This window comes from Knoellia sp. 3-2P3, from assembly GCF_029223115.1.
Classification (GTDB): domain Bacteria; phylum Actinomycetota; class Actinomycetes; order Actinomycetales; family Dermatophilaceae; genus Pedococcus_A.
Genome location: NZ_JARGZE010000006.1, coordinates 41,660 through 54,946, shown reverse-complemented (window position 1 = coordinate 54,946; position 13,287 = coordinate 41,660). Strand labels below are relative to the sequence as shown.

Annotated in this window: 16 protein-coding genes; 14 read left to right on the top strand and 2 right to left on the bottom strand. The window is 71.5% G+C overall.

Translation table 11 applies throughout. From position 1 onward, the window contains the following. Nucleotides 1-106: 106 nt before the first annotated feature. Nucleotides 107-727 (top strand): hypothetical protein, encoded by a 621-nt coding sequence (locus P0Y31_RS16580; protein ID WP_275871409.1) that lies wholly within the window; start codon nucleotides 107-109, stop codon nucleotides 725-727. 115 nt (nucleotides 728-842) lie between these two features. On the opposite strand, the gene P0Y31_RS16575 is transcribed toward P0Y31_RS16580, so the two are convergent. Beyond that, entirely contained in the window at nucleotides 843-1,496 is a 654-nt protein-coding gene (locus tag P0Y31_RS16575) for a hypothetical protein (protein ID WP_275871407.1), read from the bottom strand. A 320-nt stretch (nucleotides 1,497-1,816) separates the two neighbouring features. Between P0Y31_RS16575 and P0Y31_RS16570 the strand changes: the two genes are divergently transcribed. Beyond that, complete coding sequence (locus P0Y31_RS16570; protein WP_275871405.1) at nucleotides 1,817-2,911, top strand: amidohydrolase family protein; 1,095 nt, start codon at nucleotides 1,817-1,819, stop codon at nucleotides 2,909-2,911. A 13-nt stretch (nucleotides 2,912-2,924) separates the two neighbouring features. On the opposite strand, the gene P0Y31_RS16565 is transcribed toward P0Y31_RS16570, so the two are convergent. Continuing rightward, nucleotides 2,925-3,851: a sulfite exporter TauE/SafE family protein gene (locus P0Y31_RS16565; protein WP_275871403.1), complete on the bottom strand. Its 927-nt coding sequence runs from the start codon at nucleotides 3,849-3,851 to the stop codon at nucleotides 2,925-2,927. A gap of 326 nt (nucleotides 3,852-4,177) precedes the next feature. Between P0Y31_RS16565 and P0Y31_RS16560 the strand changes: the two genes are divergently transcribed. From P0Y31_RS16560 to lepB (P0Y31_RS16505), 12 genes are all read left to right on the top strand, one after another. Then, a complete protein-coding gene (locus P0Y31_RS16560) occupies nucleotides 4,178-5,221 on the top strand; it encodes a sulfate ABC transporter substrate-binding protein (RefSeq protein WP_275871401.1) in 1,044 nt (347 codons plus the stop codon). Between the two features lie 8 nt (nucleotides 5,222-5,229). After that, nucleotides 5,230-6,117, top strand: a complete 888-nt coding sequence (gene cysT / locus P0Y31_RS16555) for a sulfate ABC transporter permease subunit CysT (RefSeq protein ID WP_275871399.1) — start codon at nucleotides 5,230-5,232, stop codon at nucleotides 6,115-6,117. Then, nucleotides 6,114-6,920: a sulfate ABC transporter permease subunit CysW gene (gene cysW / locus P0Y31_RS16550; protein WP_275871397.1), complete on the top strand. Its 807-nt coding sequence runs from the start codon at nucleotides 6,114-6,116 to the stop codon at nucleotides 6,918-6,920. The genes cysT and cysW overlap by 4 nt, the downstream gene beginning before the upstream one ends. Next, entirely contained in the window at nucleotides 6,917-7,927 is a 1,011-nt protein-coding gene (locus P0Y31_RS16545) for a TOBE-like domain-containing protein (protein WP_275871395.1), read from the top strand. Before cysW ends, P0Y31_RS16545 begins: the two co-directional genes overlap by 4 nt. A gap of 37 nt (nucleotides 7,928-7,964) precedes the next feature. After that, nucleotides 7,965-8,438 (top strand): Rrf2 family transcriptional regulator, encoded by a 474-nt coding sequence (locus P0Y31_RS16540; RefSeq protein WP_345803645.1) that lies wholly within the window; start codon nucleotides 7,965-7,967, stop codon nucleotides 8,436-8,438. A 187-nt stretch (nucleotides 8,439-8,625) separates the two neighbouring features. Further along, nucleotides 8,626-9,099 (top strand): 30S ribosomal protein S16, encoded by a 474-nt coding sequence (gene rpsP / locus P0Y31_RS16535; protein ID WP_275871693.1) that lies wholly within the window; start codon nucleotides 8,626-8,628, stop codon nucleotides 9,097-9,099. 2 nt (nucleotides 9,100-9,101) lie between these two features. Beyond that, nucleotides 9,102-9,344, top strand: coding sequence for an RNA-binding protein (locus tag P0Y31_RS16530; protein ID WP_275871393.1), 243 nt, complete (start codon nucleotides 9,102-9,104; stop codon nucleotides 9,342-9,344). Between the two features lie 88 nt (nucleotides 9,345-9,432). Further along, nucleotides 9,433-9,975, top strand: a complete 543-nt coding sequence (rimM, locus tag P0Y31_RS16525; RefSeq protein WP_275871391.1) for a ribosome maturation factor RimM — start codon at nucleotides 9,433-9,435, stop codon at nucleotides 9,973-9,975. A 2-nt stretch (nucleotides 9,976-9,977) separates the two neighbouring features. Further along, nucleotides 9,978-10,778 carry a tRNA (guanosine(37)-N1)-methyltransferase TrmD gene (gene trmD, locus P0Y31_RS16520; protein WP_275871389.1) on the top strand — a complete coding sequence of 267 codons (801 nt, stop codon included), beginning with the start codon at nucleotides 9,978-9,980 and terminating at the stop codon, nucleotides 10,776-10,778. A gap of 291 nt (nucleotides 10,779-11,069) precedes the next feature. Beyond that, a complete protein-coding gene (gene rplS, locus P0Y31_RS16515; protein ID WP_275804080.1) occupies nucleotides 11,070-11,429 on the top strand; it encodes a 50S ribosomal protein L19 in 360 nt (119 codons plus the stop codon). Between the two features lie 72 nt (nucleotides 11,430-11,501). Next, nucleotides 11,502-12,248 carry a signal peptidase I gene (gene lepB / locus P0Y31_RS16510; RefSeq protein ID WP_275871387.1) on the top strand — a complete coding sequence of 249 codons (747 nt, stop codon included), beginning with the start codon at nucleotides 11,502-11,504 and terminating at the stop codon, nucleotides 12,246-12,248. Beyond that, entirely contained in the window at nucleotides 12,245-13,285 is a 1,041-nt protein-coding gene (lepB, locus tag P0Y31_RS16505; RefSeq protein WP_345803644.1) for a signal peptidase I, read from the top strand. Before lepB (P0Y31_RS16510) ends, lepB (P0Y31_RS16505) begins: the two co-directional genes overlap by 4 nt. Nucleotides 13,286-13,287 lie beyond the last annotated feature (2 nt).

Sequence of the window (13,287 nt, the reverse complement as noted above, 5' to 3'; positions counted from 1 at the left end):
GGGGGGCGCTGACAAAACGGGGTCAACGGGACGGACTGGCTCAGCCGTTCGGACCGATCGCCCCGTGCTGCTCGCGACGGGACCGGATCGGTCCTAGCGTCGCCGCGTGGGGTTCACACTCGACGAGGCGATCGCGCTGGCCGACAGCGCGCACCGGGGGGCCGGTCGGCGTCGCGGCGGCGAGCGCCAGCGTGCCGTGCGGCGGCTGGCGGAGGCGGCCGGCTACGGGCCGGTGCACCAGATGGTGGCGGTGCTCCACGACGACGACGAGGAGAGCGGTCTGGGCCCGCTGCTCCTCGAGCGGGCACGCGACCAGGGTGCCCCTGACGACGTCGTGACCGGCCTGGAGAGCATCACCCGGCGGCCGGACCCGGCCGGACCGGGCGGCTGGGAGCCCTACCTCGACGGGCTGGTGGCGAGGGCAGCCACACACGACGTCGGCCGCGTGGTCACGCTGCTCGACGGGCTGGTGGCGATGCTGCCCTGGCACGCCCAGGAGCCCGTCGAGGCGTGGCGCCTGGTCGTCGAGCTGCGGTACGTGCCCGCCCAGACGACGCTGCTGGCCGCAGAGGCCCTGCGCCGGGCCGAGGGCCTCGCAGGGCCCTTCCCCGTCGAGCGGGGGGCCTTCGTGCGCTGGGGCATCGCCCTGGAGACCCGCACCCGGCGGCAGGACCCGCTCGCCGCGCTCGGGCAGCGGCTGCAGGACGACGGCGGTGCGGGCGCCTGACCGGCCTGCGCGGTGCCGGAGCGGGCAACGAGGCTCCTCTCTGGAGGAGGCAACCGAGGCCCCGCCCTGCACGGGCGGGGGCCTCAGTGACCTCCCTCTCGGTTCTCCTATGAGGTCAGGGTGTGGTGCCGACGTTCGTCGGGACCTCGTAGAAGCGCAGCTGGGCGACCTTCAGGCCGGCGTTGTCGTAGGACCAGAAGTAGTCCGCGAGGTCACGGTCGAACAGGAACTCACGGGTGTCGCAGACCAAGTCGCCGTCGGTGTCGAGGCAGAGCGAGAGCAGTTCCTTCGAGACGTTGCTGAACCGCGACTTGCCGGTGCTGCGCACCAGGACCATGTTCTCCGTGGAGCAGTACGTCTCGCCGTCCTCGTCGAAGCAGGTCGTGGTCACCGACGAGCCTCCCGGCTTGCCGAGGGCGCGGGCGTAGACGCTGTAGGCCGTCACGCCGTCGCCGTCGGGGTCTGGGTCGGGCAGCGTGAACTGGGCGCCGTCGCCGTCGAAGCAGTTGCCGTCACCCACGCCGTAGTCGTCCTCGCCGAGGTTGATGCGGCAGTTGCCCTGGTTCGGCACGAAGATCGTGTGGCGGTTGGTGTCGTCCATGGACGTCGACTTGGCGTTCTCGACGCCGATGATGTTGAGCGTGTAGTGAGCGCCGCTGGGCGCCCCGTTGCCGGGGCCGCCCTCGGGCGCGCCCGAGGCAGCGGGTGCGGCGATGAGCGCTGCGGCGAGTGCGGTGCCGAACGCGGTCAGTTTGGAAGCGAGACGCACAATGACCCTCCCTGGATGTCCGCCGGGCACCGTGCCACGGCGGTTGGATCTGGCGGTTTGCGCGAGAGTCCCCCCTTTTGGACCCCCTCGATCACTGTCCCGTGGGCAGGACTGCGATCTCTGGCACGCTAATGAGGTCGTGTGTGGATGCCTATGGTGGGTTTCGCATTGGGGGCAGTTGGCCGATCTGCCCTGGCCCTTTCTCCTGAGGCGTTCGGTCCGCTTCTCCGGTGTTCGACCCGAGCTGCCGCTTATGGGCAAGGCGGCGCCTGGCCGCGCCGCATGGGCCGGCGGGGATGAGGCTCGGTAGGGTCGCGGACATGACGGCGACGGTGCTCCACCTCAAGGGTCCGGTCCTGGTCGGACCGGACGACGTGCGAGCCGAGGCCTGGGTGGTGGGCGGCACGGTGACGTTCGACCGGCCCGCTGCCGCCGGTGCCGACGTGCAGACCGTGCGCGGGTGGGTGCTGCCCGGCCTCGTCGACGCCCACTGCCACGTGGGGCTCGACGCCCACGGCGCCGTCGACCGCGAGACCGCAGAACAGCAGGCGCTCGGTGACCGCGCGGCCGGCACGCTGCTCATCCGCGATGCCGGGTCCCCGTCGGACACCCGCTGGATCGACGAGCGGGACGACCTGCCGAAGGTCATCCGCGCCGGCAGGCACATCGCGCGCACCCGCCGGTACATCCGCAACTACGCCCACGAGATCGAGCCCGAGCAGCTCGTCGAGCGGGTGCGGATCGAGGCCCGGGCCGGTGACGGCTGGGTCAAGCTGGTGGGCGACTGGATCGACCGCGAGGTCGGCGACCTGACCCCCTGCTGGCCGGCGGACGTGCTCAAGGACGCCATCGCGGCCGCCCACGAGGAGGGGGCGCGGGTGACGGCCCACTGCTTCGGGGAGGCCTCGCTCTACGACTTCGCCGCGGCCGGCACCGACTGCATCGAGCATGCCACCGGTCTCGAGCCTGCGACCATCGAGCAGTTCGCCTCCCAGGGCATCGCCATCGTGCCCACGCTGGTCAACATCGCCACCTTCCCGGCGATCGCGGAGGGGGCCCGCGAGAAGTTCCCCGCCTACCACCGGCACATGCTGGCCCTGCACGAGCGTCGCCACGAGACCGTCCGTGCCGCCCACGAGGCGGGCATCCCCGTCTACGTCGGCACCGACGCGGGCGGCTCGCTGCCCCACGGGCTGGTGGCGCAGGAGGCCGCCGAGCTGGTGACCGCCGGGCTCACGCCCGCCGAGGCCCTGCAGGCCGGGGTCTGGGGCGCGCGGGAGTGGCTCGACCGCCCGGGGCTCGAGGAGGGGGCGGACGCCGACCTCGTGGTCTACGGGGCGGACCCCCGTGACGACATCGGCGTCCTGGCCCACCCCGAGCTGGTCGTGCTGCGCGGCCGGCCCGTTCGGGGCTGAGCCCGGCCCGGGATCAGACGGGGTCGGCCACAGCCACCCGTTCGTCGCTGGCGAGGGCGGGTGCGGGGGACTGGGCGCGCTCCGCCCGGTAGGCGCGCACGGAGTACGTCACCGCACCGATCCACATCGCCCAGATGAGCGCGTACACCAGGTACCTGGTGCTCGTGCCGGCGTCCAGCCAGTCGCTGAGCAGCAGCGTGCGGGCGTTGGTGAGGATGATCAGCCCGCCCACGAGCGAGCCAAGGACCCGAGGCGGGACGTGGCGCACGAGCCACGCGGCGATGGGTGCCGCCACCATGCCGCCGGCGAGCAGCGCCAGGGCCCACGCGGCGTTGACGCCCGCGGTGCCGAGGGCCAACAGGAAGCCGATGCTCGCGGCGACGGACACGAGGAACTCGCTGGTGTCGATGGAGCCGATCGTCTTGCGGGGCTCGAGGCGACCGCTGGCCAGGATCGCGGGTGTGCCCACCGGGCCCCAGCCGCCGCCCCCGGTGGCGTCGACGAATCCGGCGAAGAGACCGAGGGGGCCCAGGAAGCGGGCCCGCAGCGGCGTGCCGAGGCGGTCCTGGCGCAGCCCCCGGACGGTGAACCGACCCAGGACGTACAGGCCCAGGGCGAGCAGGATCAGCGACATCACCGGCTTGCCGACCGAGGTGTCGAGGTGGGAGAGGAAGGTCGCGCCGGCGAAGGCACCCACAGCCCCCGGAATACCGATCTTGAGGACCACCCGCCAGTCGACGTTGCCGAACTTCCAGTGCGCGGCGCCCGAGACGAGCGTGGTGCCGATCTCCGCGAGGTGCACCGTGGCCGAGGCCGCAGCCGGGCTGGTGCCCACCGCCAACAGCAGGGTGGAGGACGTCACGCCGTAGGCCATCCCCAGGCTGCCGTCGACCAGCTGGGCGCCCAGGCCCACGATCGCGAGCAAGATCAGCTTGCGCATCAGAACTCCCCTCGTTGTCGGCCACACAAGGCGCCACTACTCCTATAGGTCTTATAGGAGTATGGCGACGAAATGCGTGGGGGCAATCCGCCGCAGGCCGTATCTCGCATGCTGAAAACGACGGAGGAGGTGTCTAGTGCGGAGGCGGGATGTCCTCATCCTTCAAGCGTTCTGGTCAGCCAGCATTCGAGATGGTCCGGGTGGGTGGTTGACCCTTGGCCACGCCGGCGGAGAAACTCCTACTTGTCATATAGGACTAGGGGGAGAGACGAGGAAGTCTCGGGCCGTCTTGGCTTCTCCCCGACGAGGGGCACCAGGGAGATCACATGCAACGCACACCAGCCGTAGCGCTGGGCGGCATCTTTGCCGCCTCCGCCCTCGCGCTGTCCGCCTGCGCCGGCGGCGGGTCCGCCGACACGGTCGCCGCAGCACAGAGCGGCCCGGCAGCGGCCCGGGGCAGCGGGGGCACCATCAACCTCTATGCGTATGCCGTCCCGAAGGTCGGCTTCGACAAGGTCATCCCCGCGTTCAACGCGACCGAGGCGGGCAGGGGCGTGGCCTTCCAGCAGTCCTACGGCGCCTCGGGCGACCAGTCGCGCAAGGTCGAGGCGGGCGCGGCCGCCGACATCGTCAACTTCTCCGTCGAGCCGGACGTCACCCGCCTGGTCGACGCCGGGCTCGTCGACAAGGCCTGGAACGCCGGGGAGCACAAGGGCATCCCGTTCGGCTCCGTCGTCACCATCGTCGTCCGCAAGGGCAACCCCGAGGGCATCAAGGACTGGGACGACCTGCTCAAGCCCGGCATCGAGGTCGTGACGCCCAACCCGTTCAGCTCGGGCTCGGCGAAGTGGAACCTCCTGGCCCCGTATGCCGCGAAGAGCGCGGGCGGGAAGGACGCCAAGGCGGGCCTGGCCTACATCTCGTCGCTCGTGCAGGACCACGTCAAGATCCAGCCGAAGTCGGGCCGCGAGGCGACCGAGGCCTTCCTCCAGGGCAGCGGCGACGTCCTGCTCAGCTACGAGAACGAGGCGCTGTTCATCGAACGCGGTGGTGACCCGGTCCAGCACGTCACGCCACCGCAGACCTTCAAGATCGAGAACCCGGTGGCGGTGCTCGGCAAGAGCCCCAACGCCGCCAAGGCCAAGGCCTTCAACGACTTCCTCTACACGCCCGAGGCTCAGCGGCTGTGGGCCGAGGCGGGCTTCCGCCCCGTCGACGCCTCGGTCGCCCAGGAGTTCGCGAAGGACTTCCCTGAGCCCCAGCGGCTGTGGACGATCGAGGACCTCGGGGGCTGGAAGGCAGTGAACGACTCGCTGTTCAAGAAGGATGTCGGCTCGATCGCCGTCATCTACGACAAGGCCACCCGGTAGGGGCCCTGATGTCGACCCAGACCCTGGTTGGCAGGGACGCGCACCCCCACACCCTCCCCGCGTCCCTGCCGCCAGCTCCCTCGCCCTGGTCCCGGGCCCGGTGGCCCGGGGCCGGGCGGGCCCTCGGCGTTGGCGTGGTGTCCCTGTGGCTGAGCCTCATCGTGCTGCTGCCGCTGGCTGCGCTGACGGTGGCGTCCCTCGAGGAGGGGCTCGCCGGCTTCTGGGAGGCGGTGACGGCGCCGGTGGCGCTGGCCTCCCTTCGCGTGACAGTCGGCGTCTCCGTCGTCGTCGCCCTGGTCAACGCCCTGATGGGCACGCTCATCGCCTGGGTCCTGGTCCGCGACGACTTCCCCGGCAAGCGCATCGTCAACGCCCTCATCGACCTGCCGTTCGCGCTGCCGACGATCGTCGCGAGCATCGTGCTGCTCTCCCTCTACGGCCCGAGCAGCCCGGTGAACATCCACCTGAACGCGACCCAGGGAGGACTGGTCGTGGCGCTCGCGTTCGTCACGCTGCCGTTCGTGGTGCGCTCCGTGCAGCCCGTGCTCATCGAGGCCGACAGGGAGGTGGAGGAGGCGGCGGCGTCGCTGGGTTCTGACAGCTGGACGACGTTCCGGCGGGTCGTGCTGCCGACGCTGATGCCGGCCATCGTCAGTGGCACGGGGCTCGCCTTCGCCCGCGCGATCGGGGAGTACGGCTCGGTCGTCCTCATCGGCGGCAACATCCCGCGGGAGACCCAGGTGGCCTCGCAGTACATCCAGCAGCAGATCGAGATCGACCGGCCGGTCAACGCCGCGGCCGTCTCGGTGGCGCTGCTCGCGATCGCCTTCCTGACCCTGTTCCTGCTGCGTCTCTACATCAGCCGCGCCCAGCAGCGGGAGGAGAGTGCCGAATGAGGACCTCCCGCACCGCCCAGCTCACCCTGCGCACCATCGCCCTGGGGTACCTGTTCGGTCTCGTCGCCGTGCCCATCGCGGTGATCCTCTGGCGCACGTTCGGCGACGGGCTGATGCCCTTCCTCGAGTCGGTGCGCACCCCTGCGGCCATCTCGGCGCTGAACCTGTCGCTGCTCATCGTGGCCATCGTCGTCCCGCTCAATGTCGTGTTCGGCGTCGTCACCGCCATCGCGCTCGTGCGCTGGCGGTTTCCCGGCCGGGGCCTGGTACAGGCCGTGGTGGACCTGCCGTTCGCCGTCTCGCCCATCGTGGTCGGCGTCTCGCTGATCATGCTGTGGGGGGTCCACGGGTGGTTCGGCGGCCTGGAGTCCACCGGTTTCAGGGTCATCTTCGGCATCCCCGGCATGGTGATCGCGACCATCTTCGTGACTCTTCCCTTCGTCGTGCGGGAGGTCGAGCCGGTGCTGCACGAGATCGGCACCGACCAGGAGCAGGCCGCCGCAACGCTCGGCGCCTCCGCCTGGCAGACCTTCTGGCGGATCACGCTGCCGGCCATCCGATGGGGCCTCACCTACGGGGTGGTCCTCACCATCGCGCGGGCGCTGGGGGAGTTCGGCGCCGTGATCATGGTGTCCTCCGGGTTCCCCGGCGTCTCCCAGACGCTGACCCTCCTCGTGCACTCGCGCTACATCGACGACCACAACACCTTCGGGGCCTACGCCGCCGCAACCCTGCTCATGGGCCTTGCGCTGGTGACCCTGCTCGGAATGACCCTGCTCGACCGGAAGAGGAGCACCTCATGATCACTGTCGCCGGCGCCCGGAAGAACTACGGAAGCTTCGCCGCCCTCGACGACGTGAGCCTCGACATCCCTGCGGGCTCGCTGACCGCCCTGCTGGGCCCGAGCGGGTCGGGCAAGTCGACGCTGTTGCGCTCGATCGCGGGCCTGGAGGCCCTCGACTCGGGTCAGGTCGTGATCGACGGGCAGGACGTCACCTTCGTCCCGCCGCAGAAGCGGGGGATCGGTTTCGTCTTCCAGCACTACGCGGCCTTCAAGCACATGTCCGTGCGCGACAACGTCGCCTTCGGGCTGACCATCCGCAAGCGGCCGAAGAGGGAGATCGACAGGAAGGTCGACGAGCTGCTCGAGATCGTCGGCCTCGCCGGGTTCCAGCACCGCTACCCAGCCCAGCTGTCCGGCGGGCAGCGCCAGCGGATGGCGCTGGCCCGGGCTCTGGCCGTCGATCCCGGCGTGCTCCTGCTCGACGAGCCGTTCGGCGCGCTCGACGCGAAGGTGCGTGCCGACCTGCGTCGGTGGCTGCGCCGGCTGCACGACGAGGTCCATGTGACGACGGTGCTCGTCACCCACGACCAGGAGGAGGCGCTCGACGTGTCGGACCGCATCGCGGTGCTGAACGCGGGCCGCATCGAGCAGGTGGGCACCCCTGACGAGCTGTACGAGCAGCCCGCCAACGACTTCGTCATGTCGTTCCTCGGATCGGTCGCCAACCTGGGCGGCACGATGGTGCGTCCGCACGACATCCGGCTCGAGCGTGAGGCCACCGTGACAGCCCTCTCGCCGGGGGAGCAGGCACCGACGCGGGTGCGGGCCACGGTCGAGCGCATCGTGCGGTTGGGCTTCGAGGTGCGGGTCGACCTCGTCGACGACGCCAACGGTGAGCGCTTCGCCGCCCAGATCACCCGGGTCATGAGTGACGCCCTCGGCCTGCGACCCGGGGAGACCGTGCACGCCAGCGTGCCCGCCGAGGACGCGCAGGGCAGGCAGCTGGGTCGCACGCTGGCTGTGTAGGCCGGGGCGGCGACGTCCCGCGCCCTCGTACGCCACAATGCGTGCCGTGGACATCTCGGCGCGCACCGAATACGCGATCAGGGCGATGCTGACCCTCGCCGAGGCGTCGCTGACCCGGGCGGGCCCGGTGAGCGTCGAGAGCCTCGCGACCCGCCAGGACCTGCCCCGCAAGTTCCTCGAGGCGATCGTCTCGGACCTGCGTCGGGCGGGGCTCGTGGTGAGCACGAGGGGGGCCCGCGGCGGCTACTCCCTGAGCCGTGAGCCGGGGCAGATCAGCCTGGGAGACGTCTTCCGCGCCGTCGACGGCCCGCTGGCGGAGGTGCGCGGCCTGCGGCCGCACGAGACCCGCTACGAGGGGGTCGCGCAGCACCTGCCGACGGTGTGGGTTGCGGTGCGGGCGAGCCTGCGCCAGGTGCTCGACGAGACCAGCCTGAGCCAGGCCCTCTCCGGTGAGCTCCCCGCCTCGGTGCGGGCGCTGGCCGAGGCGCCGGACGCCTGGCGGAACCGCTGACGCCGCGGGCGGGCGCCCTGCCGCGTGGTCAGGGCACCGGCCGGCGTCTGGCAGAATGGTCGGCTGTACCCGTCCGGCCAGCACCCTCTCGGCAGGACCGGACGCCTACACCGAGCCCCCGGCACCCCGCGTGTTCCCCACCCGGTCTCGCCGCGCTCACAACACAGAAACAGGAGTGACCACACCCGTGGCCGTCAAGATTCGCCTGAAGCGGATGGGCAAGATCCGCAGCCCCTTCTACCGCGTTGTCGTCATGGACTCGCGCACCAAGCGCGATGGCCGTGCCATCGAGGAGATCGGCAAGTACCACCCGACCGAGGAGCCCTCGGTCATCGACATCGACACCGAGCGCGCGCAGTACTGGCTGGGCCAGGGCGCGCAGCCGACCGAGGCCGTCGAGGCCCTGCTCAAGGTGACCGGTGACTGGCAGAAGTTCAAGGGCCTGCCGGGCGCCGAGGGCACCCTGAAGGTCAAGGAGCCCAAGCCGTCCAAGAAGGACCTGTACGAGGCTGCCATCGCCGCCGCGGGCAAGGCCGAGGACGTCAAGGACACCGCGACGACCCCGAAGAAGAAGGCCGAGAAGAAGGCCGAGGAGCCCAAGGTCGAGGAGGCCCCGGCTGCCGAGGCCACCGAGGCCGAGGCTGAGAAGAGCGAGGCCTGACCGTGCTGGAGGAGGCGCTCGAGCACCTCGTCAAGGGCATCGTCGACCACAAGGACGACGTCGCCGTGCGGCGCAGGGACCTGCGCCGCGGTGAGGTCCTCGAGGTCCGGGTGCACCCGGAAGACCTCGGGCGCGTCATCGGCCGCTCGGGCCGCACCGCCAGCGCGCTGCGCACCGTGATGGGCGCCCTCGCCGGCGGCCACACCGTCCGGATCGACATCGTCGACACGGATCGGGTCCGCTGACCGAGCGTCCACACCACGCCAACCACGGGGTATGCCGGGAGTCCACCTCCCGGCATACCCCGTAGTTCTGCCCCCAAGGAGGCCCCAGATGCACCTGCTCGTAGCCCGGATCGGGAAAGCACACAGCCTGCGCGGTGAGGTGACCGTGCAGGTCCACACCGACGACCCCGAGACCCGCTTCGTGCCCGGGGCGCGGTTCGCCACCGAGGCCGCCGACGGCTCAGGGGTGCCGCGCGAGCTGGTGCTGAGCAGCGTCCGCGTCCACAACGGCACCTGGCTGCTGGCCTTCGAGGGCATCCCCGACCGCACCGGCGCCGAGGGGCTGCGCGGAACGCGGCTGTTCGTCGACACCGAGACCGTCGAGGACGAGGTCGAGGAGGACGCCTGGTACGAGGACGAGCTCGTGGGCCTGAGGGCCGTCGACCCCGCCGGTGCCGAGCTCGGCACCGTCAGCGGCCTCGAGGTCGGGCCGGCGCAGGACCTCCTGGTGCTCACCCTGCCCGGCGGCGGCACGGCCTACGTGCCGTTCGTCGCGGAGATCGTGCCCGAGGTCGACGTCGAGGCGGGCCGCGTCGTCATCGACCCGCCGCCCGGCCTGCTCGAGCTCAACGCCGAGCCCGGCAAAGGCTGAGCATGCGCCTCGACGTCGTCTCGATCTTCCCCGACTACCTGGCGCCGCTGGACCTGTCGCTCATCGGCACGGCCCGCCGCACGGGTCTGATCGACCTGCACGTGCACGACCTGCGGGACTTCACGCACGACCGCCACCGCACGGTCGACGACACGCCCTACGGTGGCGGCGCGGGCATGGTGATGCGACCCGAGCCGTGGGGCGAGGCGCTCGACCACCTGCTCGCGCAGGGGCCGGCCGACGCGCCACCCCACCTCATCGTGCCGGGGCCCGGAGGGCTGCCCTTCACCCAGGCCATGGCGCGCGACCTGGCCCAGCAGCCGTGGCTGGCCTTCGCCTGCGGCCGCTACGAGGGCATCGACGAGCGGGTCTACGAGGAGGCCCGGGAGCACATGCCGGTCTCCGTGGTCTCGCTCGGCGACTACGTGCTCAACGGCGGCGAGGTCGCGGTGCTGGCGATGGTCGAGGCGATCGCGCGGCTGGTGCCCGGCGTCATCGGCAACGCGGAGTCCCTGGTCGAGGAGTCCCACGAGGACGGGCTGCTCGAGTACCCCGTCTACACCAAGCCCGCGGTGTGGCGCGGGCGAGCCGTGCCCGACGTCCTCCTCTCGGGCCACCACGCGGCCATCGCGCGCTGGCGGCGTGACGAGCGGCTCCGGCGGACCCTGCGCCGCCGCCCCGACATGGTCGCGGCCCTGGACGAGCAGGACCTCGACGCCCGCGACCTCGAGGTGCTCGAGGAGAAGCCGCCGCCGGCGACGCCCGGGCAGCCAGCCGCGGAGGCACCCCGCCCGCAGCGCTGAGGCCGTCGGAGGGGGGTGGTTCGCCGCCCAGGAGGGCGGTGCGCCACGACGCTCGGCCGGGGCACGGCATACCGACTTTCCTCCGCCGCGGTGGGCCCTCCCCACGGATTTCGGTCCGGGCGGGACACCGTGGCAGAATGGCTCTTCGCGCCCACTGGACACCGGCCCCTGCCACAGGGGGAGTGACCCTGCGAAGCCAGGTCACGCGGCCCCAGGGACAGCGCACCCCATCACGAAGAAGTACCGGACACCGTGGGTGGCCTGTGGCACCTGCGAGAAAGCGAACCAGCCATGCAGCGTTTCGACGAGCTCGACAAGGCCTCCCTGCGCGACGACATCCCCGACTTCCGCGCGGGCGACACCGTCAACGTGCACGTCAAGGTCGTCGAGGGCAACCGCTCCCGCGTCCAGGTGTTCAAGGGCGTCGTGATCCGCCGCCACGGCGGCGGCGTGGGCGAGACCTTCACCGTCCGCAAGGTCTCCTTCGGTGTCGGCGTGGAGCGCACCTTCCCGGTGCACACCCCGATCATCGACAAGGTCGAGGTCGTCACCCGCGGTGACGTCCGTCGCGCGAAGCTGTACTACCTGCGCGAGCTGCGCGGCAAGGCCGCCAAGATCAAGGAGAAGCGCGAGACGACCCCCGCCAGCTGAGCGGGTCGACTCCCACCGCGAGGCGCCCTGGTGCGCTCGCAGCTCCGGCACGAGGGCTAGGCTCCGGTCACGATGAACTCCGGACCTGACTCCCCGCAGTCGACACCGGCCGCCGCGCCTGCCCCGGCAGACGCGGCGGCCGCGTCGTCTGCGCCCCCGCGCCGGCCCTCGTGGCTGCTCCTGGCCGGCATCGCGCTGCTCGTGATGATGCTGGTCCGGGCCTTCCTCGTGCAGTCCTTCTACATCCCCTCTGCCTCGATGGAGCCCGCCATCACCCCCGGTGACCGCATCCTCGTCGACAAGACGGCCGGCGCCGACGACCTGCGGCGTGGTGACGTCGTCGTCTTCGACGGCACCCGCTCGTTCGCGGTGGCCGACCGCAGCCCGCAGCAGGCCGACGGCCTCGTCGGGCGGGTGCTCGGTGGCGCGGCCTCGCTCTTCGGTGTGGACCTCGCGGAGCAGGACTACGTCAAGCGGATCGTCGGCCTGCCGGGGGACCGGGTCGTCTGCTGCGACGCGCAGGGTCGGCTCACGGTCAACGGCCGGGCCGTCGAGGAGGACTACCTGCCCGAGGGAACCAAGCCGAGCGAGACGACGTTCGACGTGACAGTCCCCGCCGGGCGGCTCTGGCTGATGGGAGACAATCGCAGCAACTCCGCCGACTCCAGGGCGCACCTCGGTGACCCGGGGGGCGGCATGGTGCGGACCGACGACGTCGTGGGCAGGGCCACGGCGATCTACTGGCCGCTGGACCGGCTCGGGGGTCTGGCCACATCGCCGGCACTCCGTTCCATCCCGGCGGCAGAAGGGGCACGATGAGCGAGGACCAGGGTCGCGGCCGCACCGGCGCCGGCCACGAGGCGGACCCGGCCTGGCTGCGTCACGACTTCGACGAGGCCGCCCCGGGCGACGCCGCCCCGGACGACGGCTGGCTGCGCCACGACGTGAGCCACGAGGGGGTTCCCGTCGACGAACCTGCCCGCAGGGTGGTCGACGAGCCGCACGCCGCGGATGGCCACGCCTCGGAGGGCTACGCCGAGGAGAGCCGTGCCGAGGAGCGCCACGTCGACGAAGGCCGCCCCGAGCGGCGTCGGCACGCGGGCGGGAGCGGGGCCGGCAGCATGGTCAGGGCGGCGACGAAGGAGTTCGTCATCGTCATCGGCATGGCGCTCGTACTCTCGTTCGTCGTCAAGACCTGGCTGCTCCAGGCCTTCTACATCCCGTCGGGCTCCATGGAGGACACGCTGGTCCTCAACGACCGGGTGATCGTGAGCAAGCTGACCCCCGGCGCCTTCGACCTCAAGCGCGGCGACATCGTGGTGTTCTCGGACCCGGGCGACTGGGTCGACCCGCTGCCGAAGGCCGAGCACGGCCCGGCGGTGACGGCCATCCGGCAGGGCCTGATGTTCGTGGGGCTGCTGCCCAACGACGCCGAGGACCACCTCATCAAGCGCGTGATCGGCCTGCCCGGGGACCGGGTGGTCTGCTGCGACGAGGGCGAGCGGCTCACCGTCAACGGCGTCCCGCTCGTCGAGTCCTACATCAAGCCGGGCGACGCGCCGAGCAGCACGGACTTCGACATCACCGTGCCCGAGGGGTCGGTGTGGGTCATGGGTGACCACCGCTCGGACTCCTCCGACTCGCGCTTCCACGACCCGGCCGGCAACGGTGCGGACGGGTCCGTGCCCCAGAGCCTGGTCGTCGGGCGGGCCGTCGCCCTGGTGTGGCCGCTCGACCACCTCACGTGGCTGTCGAACCCCAAGGCCACCTTCGCGAAGGTGCCCGCTGCCGGCAGCGGGACCACGCCCGCTCCCGCACCGACACCGGCTCCGACGACGACCACAGGTGGCGGCTGACC

Coding starts and splice junctions, on each gene's coding strand:
- P0Y31_RS16570 (WP_275871405.1), top strand. CDS start 1,817: ATGACGGCGACGGTGCTCCACCTCAAGGGTCCGGTCCTGGTCGGACCG.
- P0Y31_RS16565 (WP_275871403.1), bottom strand. CDS start 3,851: ATGCGCAAGCTGATCTTGCTCGCGATCGTGGGCCTGGGCGCCCAGCTG.
- P0Y31_RS16560 (WP_275871401.1), top strand. CDS start 4,178: ATGCAACGCACACCAGCCGTAGCGCTGGGCGGCATCTTTGCCGCCTCC.
- cysT (WP_275871399.1), top strand. CDS start 5,230: ATGTCGACCCAGACCCTGGTTGGCAGGGACGCGCACCCCCACACCCTC.
- cysW (WP_275871397.1), top strand. CDS start 6,114: ATGAGGACCTCCCGCACCGCCCAGCTCACCCTGCGCACCATCGCCCTG.
- P0Y31_RS16545 (WP_275871395.1), top strand. CDS start 6,917: ATGATCACTGTCGCCGGCGCCCGGAAGAACTACGGAAGCTTCGCCGCC.
- P0Y31_RS16540 (WP_345803645.1), top strand. CDS start 7,965: ATGCGTGCCGTGGACATCTCGGCGCGCACCGAATACGCGATCAGGGCG.
- rimM (WP_275871391.1), top strand. CDS start 9,433: ATGCACCTGCTCGTAGCCCGGATCGGGAAAGCACACAGCCTGCGCGGT.
- trmD (WP_275871389.1), top strand. CDS start 9,978: ATGCGCCTCGACGTCGTCTCGATCTTCCCCGACTACCTGGCGCCGCTG.
- rplS (WP_275804080.1), top strand. CDS start 11,070: ATGCAGCGTTTCGACGAGCTCGACAAGGCCTCCCTGCGCGACGACATC.
- lepB (WP_275871387.1), top strand. CDS start 11,502: ATGAACTCCGGACCTGACTCCCCGCAGTCGACACCGGCCGCCGCGCCT.
- lepB (WP_345803644.1), top strand. CDS start 12,245: ATGAGCGAGGACCAGGGTCGCGGCCGCACCGGCGCCGGCCACGAGGCG.